This window comes from Streptomyces aureus, assembly GCF_001418135.1.
In the GTDB taxonomy this organism is placed as follows: domain Bacteria; phylum Actinomycetota; class Actinomycetes; order Streptomycetales; family Streptomycetaceae; genus Streptomyces; species Streptomyces aureus_A.
This window is the reverse complement of sequence record NZ_LIPQ01000401.1, coordinates 1-14,775: the sequence shown is the minus strand read 5'-3', so window position 1 is coordinate 14,775 and position 14,775 is coordinate 1. Positions and strand designations below refer to the sequence as shown.

The window sequence follows — 14,775 nt, the reverse complement described above, 5'->3', positions numbered from 1 at the left end:
TGCTGCTCGTCCTGGCCGCGCTCGCACCGCGCTTCGCCCGCCTCGCGGACGAACGCGTACGTCTCCGGCTCACCCTCACGGCCTCGGCCGCGTACACCGCGACCTTCGTCCTGCTGACCTGGCAGGCCCTGCGCGGCCAGGACGAGCAGCAGCAGCGGGAGCAGCTGCAGGGCGTGCATGCCGAAGAAGTGCGGTATGCGCAGGTCGCCGCCGTTGCTCGCCCAGCCGGTCAGCGGCATCGACGGGCCGCCGTCCGGTACGCCGACGGCGTGGGCGCCGGCGACCGGCGATTCGTCGACCTCCAGCTGTTCCGGGGTCGGACGGACCATCAGGAAGCCCACCGCGGCGCCCGCCAGGGCGATCAGCGAGGACAGCCGGACGGCCCAGGCCATCGCCCGGTCGAGGATCTTGGCGCGCAGCAGGAGGACCGCGATGACGAGCGCGCCCAGCCAGAGCACCACGACGGTGGCGCCCATGACCTGGAAGACGGTGTCGTCGAAGGGGGTGGCGTGGTTGAAGTGACTCCGCTTTCCGCGGATCACCTGGAGGGTGATGAGCACCATCTCGCCGGCGCTGGCGACGGCGACGACGGTTCCGGCCCACCAGCCGACCCGGCGGCCCCGGGGCAGCAGCGAGAGCATCCAGGCGAGCGAGAGCGAGTACGCGACGAACGAGACCGAGAACTTGAACGGTTTGGTCCAGATCGGCACGCCGACCAGGATGCGGTCGTCGACGAAGATGCCGACGGCGGAGACCAGGGTGAGAACGCCCATGGAGGCGGCGAACCAGACCAGTGGTCGATGGAGCCGCAGCAGTGGGTTCTTGTGCGATGAAGACATACGGATCCCCCCGTGGAAATGTGTGGATAGTGGCACTAGCCACTATCTGATAGCGCCACTATCTATGATGGGGGTGTCGGTCGGCAAGGCCGAAGCAAGACCAGGAAGGTGAACACGCGGTGCGCATCGGAGAGTTGAGTCGCAGGACCGGGGTGTCCATCCCGACGATCAAGTTCTACGTACGGGAAGGACTGCTGCCGGCCGGGGAACTGACGAGCCCGAACCAGGCCTCGTACGGGGAGACGCATGTGCAGCGCCTCCGCCTGATCCGGGCGCTCCTCGATGTGGGCGGCCTGTCGGTGGCGTCCATCCGTGAGGTGATCCTCGCGATCGACGACCCCGAACGTTCGGTGCACAAGCTGCTCGGCACGGTGGCCGCCGGGCTGGTGCCGCGCTACGACCGCGAGTCGCACGCCGGGATCGAGGACGCGCGGAAGCAGGTCGCGGCGCTGATCGCCGCGCGCGGCTGGCGGGTGCAGCAGGGAAATCCGGCCTCGGAGGCGCTCGCGGTCGCCCTCGCGGCGGTCGACGAGGCCGGCCACGGGGCGTTCACCGAGGTCCTGGACGCGTACGCGGACGCGGCGGAGCGGGTGGCGCGGGTCGACCTGGATTACGTGGCGCGCGAGGTGGCGCGTGAGGAACTGGTGGAGAGCGTGGTCGTCGGAACGGTCATCGGCGACGCGATCTTCTCGGCGCTGCGGCGGATGGCCCAGACGGACGCCTCGGACCGCAGGTACGGGCAGTCGACCTAGGCTGTTTCCTTCGGATCCTCGGATCATCGGATCGTTGGTTGATGTGTGTCGTTGACTGATGCCCGGTCGGTGGGCTGACCACAAGGATCCACCCGGCCGCCGACAGCCGTTGCCGGCCGCTGGCCTTCGTCATCACGCCTGGCCAGGCCGGTGAGGCACCCGCGTTCCCGCAGGTCATGGCCCGCTTACGGGTTCCGCAGCCGGTCGGCGGCCGAGGGTGGCCCCGGACGTGGTCCTGGCCGAAAAGGCGTACTCCTCCGGCGCCGTTCTCACCTGTGTCGGCGCGGAATCCGGGTGGTGATCCCGCAGCCCGCCGACCAGGCAGCCAACCGCAAGCGTCCCGGCAGCCGCGGGCACGCCACGGGCCTTCGACGGCGAGGCCTACCAGCATCGGAACACCGTCGAACGCTGCATCAACAAGCGCACGCGGTGGCGCGGCCTGGCCACTCGATACGACAAGGCCGCCACCGCCCACCTCGTCGGGCTCCACCTCGCCGCCGTCTTCATCTGGTCGGCGAGGTGATCCAAAGCAAACGGCCTGGCTAGAAGGGTTCGGCGGATCGCAGGAGTCCCTGCGGGAGGTAGGGGGATTCGACGCGGATGTCCCAGCCGCGACGGCGGGCGTGGCAGGCCAGCGCGAGGACGTCGAGGTTGACGGAGACCTGCGGATCGTCGGAGCGATCGCCGACCTCGTAGTACGCGCGGTGGGCTTCCAGCGCGTCCGCCAGAGCGAGGTTGAAGCTCTCCTCGTCGCCCTCGACCAGCTGAGAGAGCAGCACGGCCGGCGGCATCGCGAAGCCCCAGTCCTTGGCCTTCTCGGCCTCGTGAAGCGCTCGCTGCGCGGCCGCTTCGGGGTCGGCGCCCTTCAGATAGGCGTGGAGGGCCTCGCGGTACGCGGTGAAGGCGGAGCCGTCCGGGCGGGCGAAGGTGGGGCCGGTGAGGACCAGCGGGGCGAGGTCCTCGCGCGCGCCGGTGATCAGGGCGAGGGCGGTGGCCGTCTGCCAGCGCCCGGCACCGGCATCCTCGCCGCGCTTGGCCCGGTAGCGCAGCGTGCGGCCGTCGATGTCCACCTCGGCCTCGGTGCCCGGCTCCGCGAGCGCGATGCGGAACAGGGCCGCCCCCGCGCGAGAGGCCAGCCGAAGGGTGGCGAGCTGGGCGTCCAGGGTGTCGCCGGGATTGCCCGCCCGCCAGTGGAAGAGGCGCACCTGATCGTCCATCACGCTGCCGAGGCGCCAGACGGCGAGCGGCTCCAGGTCGGCGGGGGCGAACGCCTCCTGCAGGTGATCCTCGTACATGGCCTCGATCCGCGCGAGCCCCTCGCGCTCACAGGCGGGCCGCTCCACCACCAGCGGGCCCGCGGCGAGCGCGGCGACCGCGTCCGGACGCCGGTTCCGGCCGAGCCCTCCGACCCGCGGCCCCCGGCTCTCGAAGCCGGTTACCAGCGCGTGCGGGAGGTAGTCGGTGTGAACGGTCGGCGCCCAGCCCAGCGTCCGGTACGCGATCGCGGCCAGCGCGATGGGCACGAGGGGGAGCAGGCTGCTCGGGGAGTCCTCCGGACCGTGCAGGGTGCTGTGCCTGACCAGGAGTTCGGCCAGAGCGGCGTCGAATCCCGGGCGGTCCTCGGCGGCCAGCGCCCGCAGCGTCCGCAGTGCCAGGCCGTTCGGCTGGTCCAGGAGGGGCTCGCCCGTCTCCGCCGCACGGGTACGGATCCGGTCCAGGGCCGCGTCGACGGCGGCCAGCTTGGCCTGCGTGCTCGGCGGGTACTCGCCGTCGCCGGCGTCGTCCAGGGCCACGGCCGTCAACCCCGTGGCGAGCTCGCCGGCGGGGGTTCCCTTCGCCTGCTCGGCGAACTTCCGCCGGGCGAAGGTGAATTCCTCGCCATGCCACTTGGCCTTGTCCCTGAGGACCGACAGGCAGAGCGCGTCGATCCACTCCCCGGGCGTGACGCTCTCCTCGGGTGCGTCTTCCCCCGGGTCGTAGCTCATGCCGAAGTTCACGTACTCCAGGAAGACGTTGAAGCTGCAGTGCGGGTGGTACGCCGCGTACGCGACGGCGCCGGCCGCGGCCTCGGCGGCGTCCTTGAGGGCGGTCCTGGCCTCCGCGGTGTCGAGATCGGGCGTCTCGACGGACAGGGCGCCCAGGTAGTCGAGGAACTCGTGGGCGATCGACTGCCACTCGTAGGTGGCCATCCGGCCGGCCCGCGACATGGATCGCACCTGACCCCCGATGCGGTTCGTGAAGTCCTCGCGCGACGCCGACACGACGGCCCCGCCCACCTGGTGACGCTCTATTCGCACGGACCTGCCCCTTGATCGAATTTCTGCGACCAGCCTAGGTCGTCACTTTCGGGTCGTGTCGGCCGAACCCGCGTCGGGCAGCGCGGGGCCGCACGCGATCGGAAAGAGACGGTCTGGCCGGGGCCGGCATCGCGGGCGGGCGACCTGGCGCGGGGCCGGCTTGGCGGGCCGGCGGCCTGGCTCGGGGCCGGAGTCACGCGCAGGCCCGCAGGGGCGGCGCGGGGCCCGCGGGATCCCCCCGGGGGTCTGAGTCGCGCTCACAAGCGGCGCGGGGCCCGGGGGATCACCCCCGGGCCCCGCGCCGTGAGCCGATCGCTCGGCTCCGTGTCTCAGTTCTCCTGCTCGCGCTCCACCTGGTCGTTCCACTCGCGCTTGATCGCGCGCCACGCCTCGTCCGACTTGCCCTGGCGCCAGTAGCCCGAGATCGACAGCCGCTCACGCGGGATCTCGCGGTCCAGTCGCAGGTGGCGGCGGAGGTCCTTCACGAAGCCCGCCTCGCCGTGGACGAAGGCGTGCACGTCGCCCGCCGGGAACTCCAGGGTCTGCACGGCCTCGACGAGTGCCTCGCCCGCCGGGCGGTCGCCCCGGTGCAGCCAGGTGACGTGGATGCCGTGCTCCGTCGCGAACTTCTGCTCCTCTGCGGCGTCCGAGATCTCCACGAACGCGTGCACCCGGGCCCCCGCGGGCAGCCGCTCAAGGGCCACCGCGATCGCCGGCAGCGCGCTCTCGTCGCCCGCGAGCAGGTGCCAGTCCGCCGCCGGGTCCGGCGTGTAGCCGCCGCCGGGGCCGAGGAAGCGCACCGTCTCGCCCGCCTGTGCCCGCGCCGCCCACGGACCCGCGAGGCCCTCGTCGCCGTGGACCACGAAGTCGATGGTCAGCTCGCGGTAGACCGGGTCCCAGTCCCGTACGGTGTACGTCCGCGTCGTCGGCCACTGCTCCCGGGGGAACTCCTCCCGGATCCGGTCCATGTCGAACGGCTCCGGATAGGCGACGCCCTCGGGGGCGAACAGCAGTTTCACGTAGTGGTCGGTGTACGCGCCGACCTCGAAGGCGTCGAGGCCGGGGCCGCCCAGGACGACCCGCACCATGTGCGGGGTGATGCGCTCGGTGCGCACCACACGCGCTTCGGTGGCCTTCGGTGCCTTGCGGGGCTGCTCCGCCACGAGTGGCTCTCCTGACTCGACGTGATCTCGACGTACTCGGTACTTAGGTATGCCTAAGCTAGCATCCCGAGGCGCGGTCGACCCAGTGTGGCCGGATTTCGTCAGCGTTCCAGGACCGGCAGCAGACGGCCCACGGCCCCGCCGAGCCCCCAGCGCTTCGCGAGGGCGTCGAGCGCCGCCGGGTCGCGGGGAGCCTTCGGCAGGGTCGCGTCGAACTCCGGCAGCGGTACGTCTCCGGCGACGCGCACCACCGTCGGCGCGACGTCCAGGTATGCCGCCGCCTCCACGATTCCGCGCCGCTTGGCGGGCGTCAGCTTCGACGTCCGGTCCTCGGCGGCCGCCCGTACGCCCGCCAGGTCCCCGTACTCCGTGATCAGCTGCGCGGCCGTCTTCTCGCCGATGCCCTTCACCCCGGGGAGACCGTCGCTGGCGTCGCCGCGCAGTGCGGCGAAGTCCGCGTACTGGTCGGGGCGCACGCCGTACTTGGTGCGGATCAGCTCCGCGTCCACCAGATCGCAGTCGCCGACGCCCTTGCGCGGGTACAGCACGCGGACGCTCCGTGCGTCGTCCACCAGCTGGAAGAGGTCCCGGTCGCCCGTGACGATGTCCACCGGCCCCGCCGCGCGCCCCGCGAGTGTCCCGATCACGTCGTCCGCCTCGTAGCCGGCCGCCCCGATCCGGGCGATGCCGAGCGCCGCCAGGACCTCCTCGATCACCGGCACCTGCGGGGACAGGGTGTCCGGGATCTCCTCCTCGTCCGGGCCGGTCTCCGTCTCCACGGCCACCCGGTGCGCCTTGTACGAGGGGATCAGGTCGACCCGCCACTGCGGCCGCCAGTCGTTGTCCCAGCAGGCCACCAGGTCGTCCGGGTGGTGGTCCTGGACGAGCCGGGCGATGAAGTCGAGCAGTCCGCGCACGGCGTTCACGGGCGAGCCGTCGGGGGCCCGGACCGAGTCCGGCACGCCGAAGTAGGCACGGAAGTAGAGGCTGGCGGTGTCGAGGAGCATGAGGCGTCGAGTCACCTGCTTGATTTTAGGGCTCGGGGTGCCTGAGGGGCCGGGACGCGTCCCGCCGATCCGCCGGGCGTCCGCCGAGCACTCGCCGAGGGCCTGCCGGGCGTCCGTAGAGGCCCGCCGATGGCCCGCCGTGAGCCGTTCCGAGCGCCTGCCGAGCGCCGCCGTACGTGTTCGCCGAGCGCCTGCCGAGCGCCGCCGTACGTGTTCGGCGAGCGCCCGCCGAGCGCCGCCGTACGCGTTCGGCGAGCGGCTCCGGCGTCCGGGGACGCGTTCGCCGTGTCCGCGGTTCCCGTCCCCCGCACGTGACCCCCGTCACCTTTGCGTTTGCACCCTGTGGAGCAGGGCAGGCGCGAGCCCGGAGCGGAACCCGGTACGGGATTCAACAAAAGAGTCCCCGTACGCGACGGGCCCGCGGGCCGATCCCGCCCGCTCCACGGCCCAACCACGCGGGGGTGGCGGGGGCCGTTTTCGTTGCTACCCGTGAGGTTCATGTGTCCAGGCTCCAGGCAGACCACCTGTTCAAGGTGTTCGGCAGACGACCCGACGAAGCCGTCCGCAGGCTCGCCGTCGGCGACACAGACCGCGAGGAGCTGCGCGCCGAGGGGACGACAGCAGCCGTCGTGGACGCCGGTTTCACCGTCGAGCCCGGCCAGATCTTCGTCGTGATGGGGCTCTCCGGGTCCGGCAAGTCGACCCTGCTCCGCATGCTCAACGGCCTGCTCGAGCCCACCGCCGGCCGGGTTCTCTTCGACGGTCGTGACCTCACCGCGCTGTCTCCCCGGGATCTGCGCACGGTCCGCTCCACCAAGATCAGCATGGTCTTCCAGCACTTCGCGCTGTTCCCGCACCGAAACGTTCTGGAGAACGCCGCCTACGGCCTGGAGGTCCAGGGCGTCCCGCGCGCCGAGCGTGAGACCCGGGCCACCGAGGCCCTCGAACTGTGCGGTCTCGCGGGCTGGGAGAAGTCCTGGCCCGACGAGCTCTCCGGCGGCATGCAGCAGCGCGTGGGTCTGGCCCGCGCGCTCGCGACCGACGCCGACCTGCTCCTCATGGACGAGTCCTTCAGCGCGCTCGACCCGCTGATCCGCCGTGACATGCAGGACCAGCTCCTCGTCCTCCAGCAGCGGCTGAAGAAGACCATCGTCTTCATCACCCACGACCTCAACGAGGCCATGCGCCTGGGCGACCGGATCGCAGTCATGCGCGACGGCAGGATCGTGCAGCTCGGCACCGCCGAGGACATCCTGGTCCGCCCCGCCGACGACTACGTCGCCTCCTTCATCCAGGACGTGGACCGCTCCCGGGTGCTCACCGCCTCCGCCGTCATGACGGGCGGCGCCACGCCTGCCGACTGCCCCGACGGCTGCGCCTGCCGGCCGGTCGGGCCGGACACGCTCGTCGCCGACCTGTGCGCCGTCGCCGCCCGCGCCCCGCACCCCGTGACCGTCCGGGACTCCGACGGCTCCGTCCTCGGAGTCGTACCGACGGAGCGCCTGCTCGCCGTCATGGGCGGACTCGGCGCGAGGGACGCCGGTGACCAGGCCGACGCGAAGACCGACGCGAAGACCGGCCCGAAGACGGGCCAGGCCGACACCGAGGCCGGCAGCAAGGCCGACACCAAGGCCGGCAGCGCGACCGGCTCCATGGCCGCCACCCAGCCGAAGAAGGAGCTGACCGCCCGTGCCTAGGCTTCCCCTCGGTGACTGGGTCGACACCTCCGTCGACTGGCTCCAGGCCCAGTTCTCCTGGCTCTTCGACGCCGTCAGCAGCGGCGTCACCGGCCTCTACGACGGCATCGACGCCGTCCTGTCCGCGCCCCAGCCGCTGCTCTTCGCCGGCATCCTCGCCGTCGTCGCCTGGTGGCTGCGCGGGCTCGCCGCCGGCGTGCTCGCCTTCGCCGGGTTCGCGCTCGTCGACTCGGTCCAGCTGTGGGACGAGGCCATGGCGACCCTGTCGCTCGTTCTCGTCGCCACCCTGGTGACCCTGGTGATCGCGGTACCGCTCGGCATCTGGGCGGCCCGCTCGAAGACCGTCAGTGCCGTCCTGCAGCCGGTCCTCGACTTCATGCAGACCATGCCGGCGATGGTCTACCTCATCCCCGGCATCATCTTCTTCGGCGTCGGTGTCGTCCCCGGCATCATCGCCACCATCGTCTTCGCGCTGCCCCCGGGCGTCCGCATGACCGAGCTGGGCATCCGGCAGGTCGACGGTGAACTCGTCGAGGCCGCCGAGGCGTTCGGCACCACCCCGCGCAACACGCTGCTGCGCGTGCAGCTCCCGCTGGCCCTGCCGACGATCATGGCCGGCGTCAACCAGGTCATCATGCTCGGCCTGTCCATGGTCGTCATCGCCGGCATGGTCGGCGGCGGCGGGCTCGGCGGCGCCGTCTACCGCGCCATCGGCAACGTCGACATCGGCCTCGGCTTCGAGGCGGGCGTCTCCATCGTCGTCCTCGCCATGTACCTGGACCGGATGACCGGCGCCCTCGGCCGCCAGGTCTCCCCGCTCGGCCGCCGTGCCGCCGCCAAGGCCCGCGCCGCGCTGAGCGCCAAGCGTCCCGGGGCGAAGCTGTGGGCCCACCGTCCGCAGCCCGTCACCGCCCTCGTCGGTGTCGTCGTGCTCGCCCTCGTCGCCGGCGGTACGGGCTTCCTCGGCGGCTCCGGTACGGGCTCCACCACCGCCTCGGGCACCGGCGGCGGCCAGGGCAAGAAGATCAGCATCGGCTACATCCCCTGGGACGAGGGCATCGCCTCCACGTACCTGTGGAAGGAACTCCTGGAGCGCCGGGGGTACGAGGTCGACACCAAGCAGCTGGAGGCCGGAGCGCTCTACACCGGGCTGGCCGGCGGCCAGCTCGACTTCCAGACCGACTCCTGGCTGCCCGTCACCCACGCCCAGTACTGGGAGAAGTACAAGAACAAGCTGGAGGACCTCGGCTCCTGGTACGGCCCCACCTCCCTGGAGCTCTCCGTCCCCTCGTACGTGAAGGGCGTCGACTCGCTCGCCGACCTCAAGGGCAAGGCCGGACAGTTCAAGGGCCGGATCGTCGGCATCGAGCCCAGCGCCGGAATGATGGGCATCCTGAAGGACAAGGTCCTCAAGGAGTACGGCCTGGAGGGCGAGTACGAGGTCGTCGACGGCTCCACGCCCGGCATGCTCGCCGAGCTGAAGCGCGCCTACGAGCGCAAGGAACCGGTCGTCGTGACCCTCTGGTCGCCGCACTGGGCCTACTCCGCGCACGACCTGAAGAAGCTCGCCGACCCCAAGGGCTCCTGGGGCAAGGGCGACGGTGTCCACACCCTGGCCCGTAAGGGCTTCGCCGCCGAGAACCCCGAGGTCGGTGCCTGGCTGAAGGACTTCGAGCTGACCGAGAAGCAGCTCACGGATCTCGAAGCGGTCATCCAGGAGACCGGCAAGGGCAAGGAGCAGGAGGCCGTCCGCACCTGGCTGGACGGCAATCCGGGTCTCGCGGAGAAGCTCGCGCCCCAGTAGCCCGGCAGTAGCCTCCGGGCAACCGACAGCGACCGGTGGACGGTTCCTGTCCGAAAAGGGGCGGTCGCCGAACGTGTTCGGCGGCCGCCCCTTTTCGTCACGACGCGAAACCCTGCCCCAAAGCTGCGTAAGGTTCAGGTAACCGCCCGGTACGGGTACGCACGAGGTATGAGGGAGGGGGCCGACATGGACGAGAAGGAATCACCACGCGTGGGCGCGGCCGTCAAGAGGCGACGCAGAGCGCTCCAGCTCACCCTGGCCGTCGTCTCCTCGCGCAGCGGTCTCTCCGTGCCCTTCCTCAGCCAGGTCGAGAACGACCGCGCGCGCCCCAGTCCCCGCTCGCTCGAACTGGTCGCCGACGCCCTGGAGACCACGGCCGCCGACCTCCTGGCCGCCGCCGAGGCCTCCCGTACCGTCGATGTCGTGCGGGCCGACGAGACCTCCCCGGCCCTGCCCCCGGGCGTACGGGCGATCGTCCGCGGCCGCCACCAGCTGCACGCCCTGGAGTTCACCGGCGAGCAGGACGCGGGCCGGGAGTTCCAGCACCGGAACGACGAGCTGCTGTACGTGGCCGACGGGGCCGCCGAGGTCGAGGCCGAGGGCCGCGCGTACCGGCTGGGCCGCGGCGACACGCTCTATCTCTCCGGCGGGGTGCGCCACCGCTGGCGCGCCACCGAGGCGGGCACCCGGCTGCTCGTCGTCGCGGTCGCCGAGCACGTCGAGGCCGAGGAGGAATGAGCGCCGGGCGGGGCACGGTCAGGAGAGTCGTCTCCCTCGTGCCGTCCCTGACGGAGGCCGTCGCCGTCACCGCGCCCGGTCTGCTCGTCGGGGCCACGGACTGGTGCGCTCACCCGGCCGACCTCGACGTCGTACGGATCGGCGGCACCAAGAACCCCGATGTCCGCGCGATCACCGCGCTCCGCCCCGACCTCGTCCTCGCCAACGAGGAGGAGAACCGCGCCGCCGACCTCGCCGAGCTGCGGGCCGCCGGGCTCGACGTCCTCGTCACCGGGATCCGCACCCTCGACCAGGGCCTGCGCGAGCTGGAGCGGGTGCTCGCCGCGTGCGGCGCGCCCCGGCGGCCGCGCTGGCTCGCCGAGGCCGAGGCGGCGTGGGCGGCGGTCGTCCCGGAGGGGGAGTACGCGGCCGTCGTGCCGATCTGGCGGCGCCCCTGGATGGTCCTGGGCCGCGACACCTTCGCCGGTGATCTGCTGGCCCGCCTCGGGGTCCGCAACCTGTACGCCGACCACCCGGACCGCTATCCGAGGCTGCCGCTCGACGCGCTCCGCGCCGCGGCGCCCGATCTCGTCGTCCTGCCCGACGAGCCGTACCGCTTCACGCGCGACGACGGCCCCGAGGCGTTCCCCGGGACCGCCGCCGCGCTCGTCGACGGGCGTCACCTCACCTGGTACGGGCCGTCTCTCGTCGAGGCGCCGCGGGTGCTGGCGCGGGCCCTGCGAGCAGCGCACCGCTGAAGAGGCCGCGGGCGGTGTGGGACCCGGCCACCAGCCAGGCCGCGACGAGGACCGCGTACAGGCCGATCGCGAGCCACCGGAAGGCGGCGAGACCGGTGTGCTGGGCGAGCCCCTCGGCGCCGGTCACGCACGTCCCGACGGGGAACGTGAACGCCCAGAACGTCATCGCGAAGCCCATGCCCCGCCGGCGCGCCCGCAGCACCATCGCCCCGGCGAGGGCCAGCCACAGCAGGGCGAAGCCCATGACGGGCACGCCGTAGAGGACGGCGAAGGAGGCGAAGCCGTGGGCGTAGGGGGCGGGGAGCACGCCCGGGGCGACGTCGGCGAACTTGTTCGCGGCGGTCGTCGACTGGCCGAGCGGGCCGAGCACGAGGAAGAGGGTGGGGGTGAGCGCGAGGGGCAGCGGGCCGCCGGTCACGAGCCGGCCGAAGACCAGCGGCAGCATGACCAGGGTCGCGAGGAGGCTGACGCCGAACATCGCCCAGCAGGCGAGGAGCAGGGTCTCCTGGGCCTGCCCGGCGGGCAGATGGGGCACGAGCAGCGGGCCGAGGGCGGCGGAGACCATGGGGGAGACGACCGGGAGCAGCCACACCGGGGACGCGTTCTCGATCTTGTGGTGCACGACCATGAGGTACGGGATGCCGACCGCGGCCGCGAGACCGACGACCGTGCCGACGGTGAACAGGACGGTGTCGAGCGCGACGGCGGCGGGGAGCCCGATCCAGTCCCGGCCCACGATCATGGCGCCGCCGCCGACCGCGAGCAGCGCCATCGAGAGACAGCCGTAGAACGGCGCCACGGCGGGGTCCAGGAGGTGGGCGCGGGCCTGGTCGCGGTGGTGGATCCAGTGCACGGTGCGGGCGGCGACCAGGACGAGCAGCATCGCGAGGGACAGCGCCCAGACCGCGGCGCAGGCGGTGCGGAGGCCGGGGAGGTCCAGCGGGAGCCCGGCGCCGGCGTTGGCCACGATGGCGGTGCCCATCACGGAGGCGTACCAGTTGGGTCCGAGGTGACGGACGGAGCGGGCCGGTGAGGCGGCCGGCCGGGCGCCGGGGGTGGTGGCGCGGACGGCCGGAAGGGGAGGTGCGAGGCTTGCCATGACTCCACCGTCGTCCGATTCCCCGGCCCCCACCAGGGATCTTGCGGCTATGACGTCATAAGCTGGCTTTATGAGCAGCAACGGGGAGCATCGCGGGGAGCGGCACGAGGATCAGCAGACGGGTGGGCGCCGGACCGAGGCGTACGGCTCCGACGTCAGGGCCCAGCTCCACCACCGGGTCCCGGATCTCGGGGCGCTCGAACTGCTCCTCGCCGTCGCCCGGCACGGGAGCCTCGGGGCCGCCGCCCGTGAGGTCGGCATCACCCAGCCCGCCGCCAGCAGCCGGATCCGCTCGATGGAGCGGCAGCTCGGCGTTGCCCTGGTGGACCGTTCGCCGCGCGGCTCGCGGCTCACCGACGCGGGCGCGCTCGTCACGGACTGGGCGCGGCGGATCGTCGAGGCGGCCGAGGCCTTCGACGCGGGCGCCCAGGCGCTGCGCGGGCGCCGGGACTCCCGGCTGCGGGTGGCCGCGTCGATGACGATCGCCGAGTACCTGCTGCCCGGCTGGCTGATCGCGCTGCGCGCGGAACGCCCCGACACGGCGGTGTCGCTCCAGGCCGGAAACTCGGCGGTCGTCGCGGAGCGGCTCCTCGCGAACGAGGCGGACATGGGTTTCGTCGAGGGTCTCGCGGTGCCGGACGGTCTCGACGGCGTGGTCGTCGCGCACGACCGGCTCGTGATCGTCGCGGCGCCCTCGCACCCGTGGGCCCGCCGCCGGGGTCCGCTGGACCCGGCGGAGCTGGCGGCGACCCCGCTGGTCCTGCGGGAACGGGGCTCGGGCACCCGGCAGGTCCTGGACGCGGCGCTCGCGGGCCACGGCGGGCTCGCGCGGCCCCTCCTCGAACTCGCCTCCACGACGGCGGTGAAGGCCGCCGCGGTCAGCGGGGCCGGGCCGGCCGTCCTCAGCGAGCTCGCGATCGCAGAGGAACTGGCCTCGCGGCGACTGGTGGCCATCCCCGTGCAGGGGGTCGAGCTGCGCCGCGACCTCCGCGCGGTCTGGCCCACCGGCCACCGCCCGACCGGCCCGGCCCGTGATCTGCTCTCCCTGACCCGCGCCCGCCCGACGGGCTGATCGCGGGGTGAGGGCGGGCTGGCCGGCCCGTCGAGGGGCCTCGATCAGTCCGTCGATGGGCCCGCCGAGCGCCCCGCCGACCTTCAACCCGCCGACCAGCCCGCCCACCACGGCAGGTGTGGCTCAGACCCCGGCCGCCCGGTGCGTGATCCGGCCGTCCAGGACCGTCAGCAGGACCGGCAGGTCCGGCAGGTCCGTCGCCGGTGTGGTGAGCGGGTCGTCCCCGAAGGCCGTCAGGTCGGCGCGGAAGCCCGGCGCGAGACGGCCCGCCTCGTGTTCCTCGCCCGCCGCGTACGCCGCCGCCGTCGTCATGCCCCGCAGCGCCTCCAGCGCCGTCAGCGCCTGCTCGGGGCCGTGCGGCGCCTGCCCGAGGTCGCGGCTCGGGCGCCGGTGCCGTGCGCCGGCCATCACGCCGAGCGGCGGGAACGGCGCGATCGGCCAGTCGGAGCCGAGGACCACGGTGGCCCCGGAGTCCGCCAGGTCCCGGCAGCGCCACGCGCGCGAGGCGCGCTCCTCGCCCAGGCGGCGCGACCAGTTGTCGGTGTGGTCGGCCCGGGTGAAGTCGCAGCAGTGCGTGGGCTGCATGGAGGCGAGCACACCCAGCTCCGCGAAGCGGCGCAGCGTGTCGTCCGGGACCGTCTCGATGTGCTCGACCCGGTGCCGTACCCCGCTCCCGCCACCCGCGCGCGCCTTCTCGACGGCGTCGAGCACGTGCCGGACGGCCGCGTCGCCGATGGCGTGGGTCGCGGTGGCGATCCCGGCCCGGTGCAGTTCCCCGATGATGCGGGTGTACGCGTCCGGGTCCGGCCAGAACGCGTGGGTGGACTCGCCGTGGCAGTCGGGCCGCTCCAGCCACGCGGTGCCGTTGTCGATGGTCCCGTCCATGAAGAGCTTCACGCCCGCGACCTGCCACAGCGCGCCGCCCGTTCCCTGCCGCGCGATGAGGTCCCGTACGCCGTCCGCGTCGGTGCCGGGCTGGCACCAGGGTGCCACCCGGAGCCGCAGCGCCAGCTCACCGGCCGCGTCGAGCTCCCCGTACAGCGCGAGGCTCTCGCCGTTCGCGTCCATGGCGTGACCGCCGGTGAGTCCGGCCGCCGCCATGGACCGCAGTGCCGCCCCGAGCCGCTCCCGGCTCTCCTCGGGCGTCGGGCGCGGGGCGACCCGCTCGACGAGCTCGCAGGCGGCGTCCTCCTGGAGCAGCCCGGTCGGGCGTCCGTCGGCGTCGCAGACGACCTCGGCGGAGGCCTGGTCGAAGGTGCGGGGCCCGTCGACCCCGGCGAGTTCGAGCGCGCGCCGGCTGGCCAGCGCGGAGTGGGCGTCGAAGAGCAGCAGGAACGCCGGGATCCCGTCGAGGACCGCGTCGAAGGGGGCGATGCCGACGGGGCCGTCGCCGAAGACGTTCGGGTCGAGGCCCCAGCCGAAGAGCCAGTCGCCCCGGCCGAGGTCGCGGACCTCGCGGGCGAGGGCCTCGCGCACGTCGTCGAGGTCCGCGCAGTACGACAGGTCGAGACCATGGGTGAGTTCGGCGCCGGACACCGGGTGCAGGTGCCCGTCGACGAGGCCGGGGGTG

At 73.0% G+C, this 14,775-nt stretch carries 12 protein-coding genes and 1 pseudogene; 7 read left to right on the top strand and 6 right to left on the bottom strand.

Annotation, left to right across the window (positions count from 1 at the left end):
* The coding region (locus tag AOK00_RS28860; protein ID WP_254047543.1) for a hypothetical protein at nt 1-773 on the bottom strand (773 nt) is incomplete at its 3' end.
* Between the two features lie 185 nt (nt 774-958).
* On the opposite strand from AOK00_RS28860, the gene AOK00_RS28855 reads away from it, so the two are divergent.
* Both AOK00_RS28855 and AOK00_RS40760 read left to right on the top strand, forming a co-directional pair.
* On the top strand, nt 959-1,591 hold the full coding sequence (locus AOK00_RS28855) for a MerR family transcriptional regulator (protein ID WP_055603179.1): 633 nt from the start codon (nt 959-961) through the stop codon (nt 1,589-1,591).
* A gap of 68 nt (nt 1,592-1,659) precedes the next feature.
* Nucleotides 1,660-2,114 (top strand): annotated as a pseudogene (locus tag AOK00_RS40760) (transposase); the annotation flags it as partial.
* 19 nt (nt 2,115-2,133) lie between these two features.
* Here the strand turns inward: AOK00_RS40760 and AOK00_RS28850 are convergent.
* From AOK00_RS28850 to AOK00_RS28840, 3 genes are all read right to left on the bottom strand, one after another.
* A complete protein-coding gene (locus tag AOK00_RS28850; RefSeq protein WP_055603178.1) occupies nt 2,134-3,867 on the bottom strand; it encodes an immunity 49 family protein in 1,734 nt (577 codons plus the stop codon).
* Nucleotides 3,868-4,217: 350 nt separating this feature from the next.
* Nucleotides 4,218-5,051: a siderophore-interacting protein gene (locus AOK00_RS28845; RefSeq protein ID WP_173861660.1), complete on the bottom strand. Its 834-nt coding sequence runs from the start codon at nt 5,049-5,051 to the stop codon at nt 4,218-4,220.
* Nucleotides 5,052-5,152: 101 nt separating this feature from the next.
* Nucleotides 5,153-6,058 (bottom strand): 5'-3' exonuclease, encoded by a 906-nt coding sequence (locus tag AOK00_RS28840; protein ID WP_055603177.1) that lies wholly within the window; start codon nt 6,056-6,058, stop codon nt 5,153-5,155.
* Between the two features lie 500 nt (nt 6,059-6,558).
* Between AOK00_RS28840 and AOK00_RS28835 the strand changes: the two genes are divergently transcribed.
* The 4 genes from AOK00_RS28835 (at nt 6,559) to AOK00_RS28820 (ending at nt 11,034) form a co-directional block, all read left to right on the top strand.
* A complete protein-coding gene (locus AOK00_RS28835) occupies nt 6,559-7,755 on the top strand; it encodes a quaternary amine ABC transporter ATP-binding protein (protein WP_173861659.1) in 1,197 nt (398 codons plus the stop codon).
* The gene (locus AOK00_RS28830; RefSeq protein ID WP_055603176.1) at nt 7,748-9,559 is read left to right on the top strand and encodes an ABC transporter permease/substrate binding protein; all 1,812 of its coding nucleotides are present in this window, start codon (nt 7,748-7,750) and stop codon (nt 9,557-9,559) included. The genes AOK00_RS28835 and AOK00_RS28830 overlap by 8 nt, the downstream gene beginning before the upstream one ends.
* Nucleotides 9,560-9,745: 186 nt before the next feature.
* Entirely contained in the window at nt 9,746-10,297 is a 552-nt protein-coding gene (locus tag AOK00_RS28825; RefSeq protein ID WP_055603175.1) for a helix-turn-helix domain-containing protein, read from the top strand.
* Entirely contained in the window at nt 10,294-11,034 is a 741-nt protein-coding gene (locus AOK00_RS28820) for a helical backbone metal receptor (RefSeq protein ID WP_055603174.1), read from the top strand. Before AOK00_RS28825 ends, AOK00_RS28820 begins: the two co-directional genes overlap by 4 nt.
* On the opposite strand, the gene AOK00_RS28815 is transcribed toward AOK00_RS28820, so the two are convergent.
* Nucleotides 10,961-12,133 (bottom strand): TDT family transporter, encoded by a 1,173-nt coding sequence (locus AOK00_RS28815; RefSeq protein WP_055603173.1) that lies wholly within the window; start codon nt 12,131-12,133, stop codon nt 10,961-10,963. The genes AOK00_RS28820 and AOK00_RS28815 overlap by 74 nt on opposite strands.
* Nucleotides 12,134-12,203: 70 nt before the next feature.
* Here AOK00_RS28815 and AOK00_RS28810 point away from each other — a divergent pair, with 70 nt between their 5' ends.
* Nucleotides 12,204-13,205, top strand: coding sequence for a LysR family transcriptional regulator (locus AOK00_RS28810; protein WP_254047541.1), 1,002 nt, complete (start codon nt 12,204-12,206; stop codon nt 13,203-13,205).
* Between the two features lie 123 nt (nt 13,206-13,328).
* Here AOK00_RS28810 and AOK00_RS28805 read toward each other — a convergent pair.
* Nucleotides 13,329-14,775 (bottom strand): amidohydrolase (locus tag AOK00_RS28805; RefSeq protein WP_055603172.1); only part of this gene is annotated, 1,447 nt, incomplete at its 5' end.

What these genes read in the sequence shown, in the direction of transcription:
- AOK00_RS28840 (WP_055603177.1), bottom strand. Translation starts at nt 6,058, where the DNA reads ATGCTCCTCGACACCGCCAGCCTCTACTTCCGTGCCTACTTCGGCGTG.
- AOK00_RS28810 (WP_254047541.1), top strand. Translation starts at nt 12,204, where the DNA reads ATGAGCAGCAACGGGGAGCATCGCGGGGAGCGGCACGAGGATCAGCAG.
- AOK00_RS28820 (WP_055603174.1), top strand. Translation starts at nt 10,294, where the DNA reads ATGAGCGCCGGGCGGGGCACGGTCAGGAGAGTCGTCTCCCTCGTGCCG.
- AOK00_RS28825 (WP_055603175.1), top strand. Translation starts at nt 9,746, where the DNA reads ATGGACGAGAAGGAATCACCACGCGTGGGCGCGGCCGTCAAGAGGCGA.
- AOK00_RS28815 (WP_055603173.1), bottom strand. Translation starts at nt 12,133, where the DNA reads ATGGCAAGCCTCGCACCTCCCCTTCCGGCCGTCCGCGCCACCACCCCC.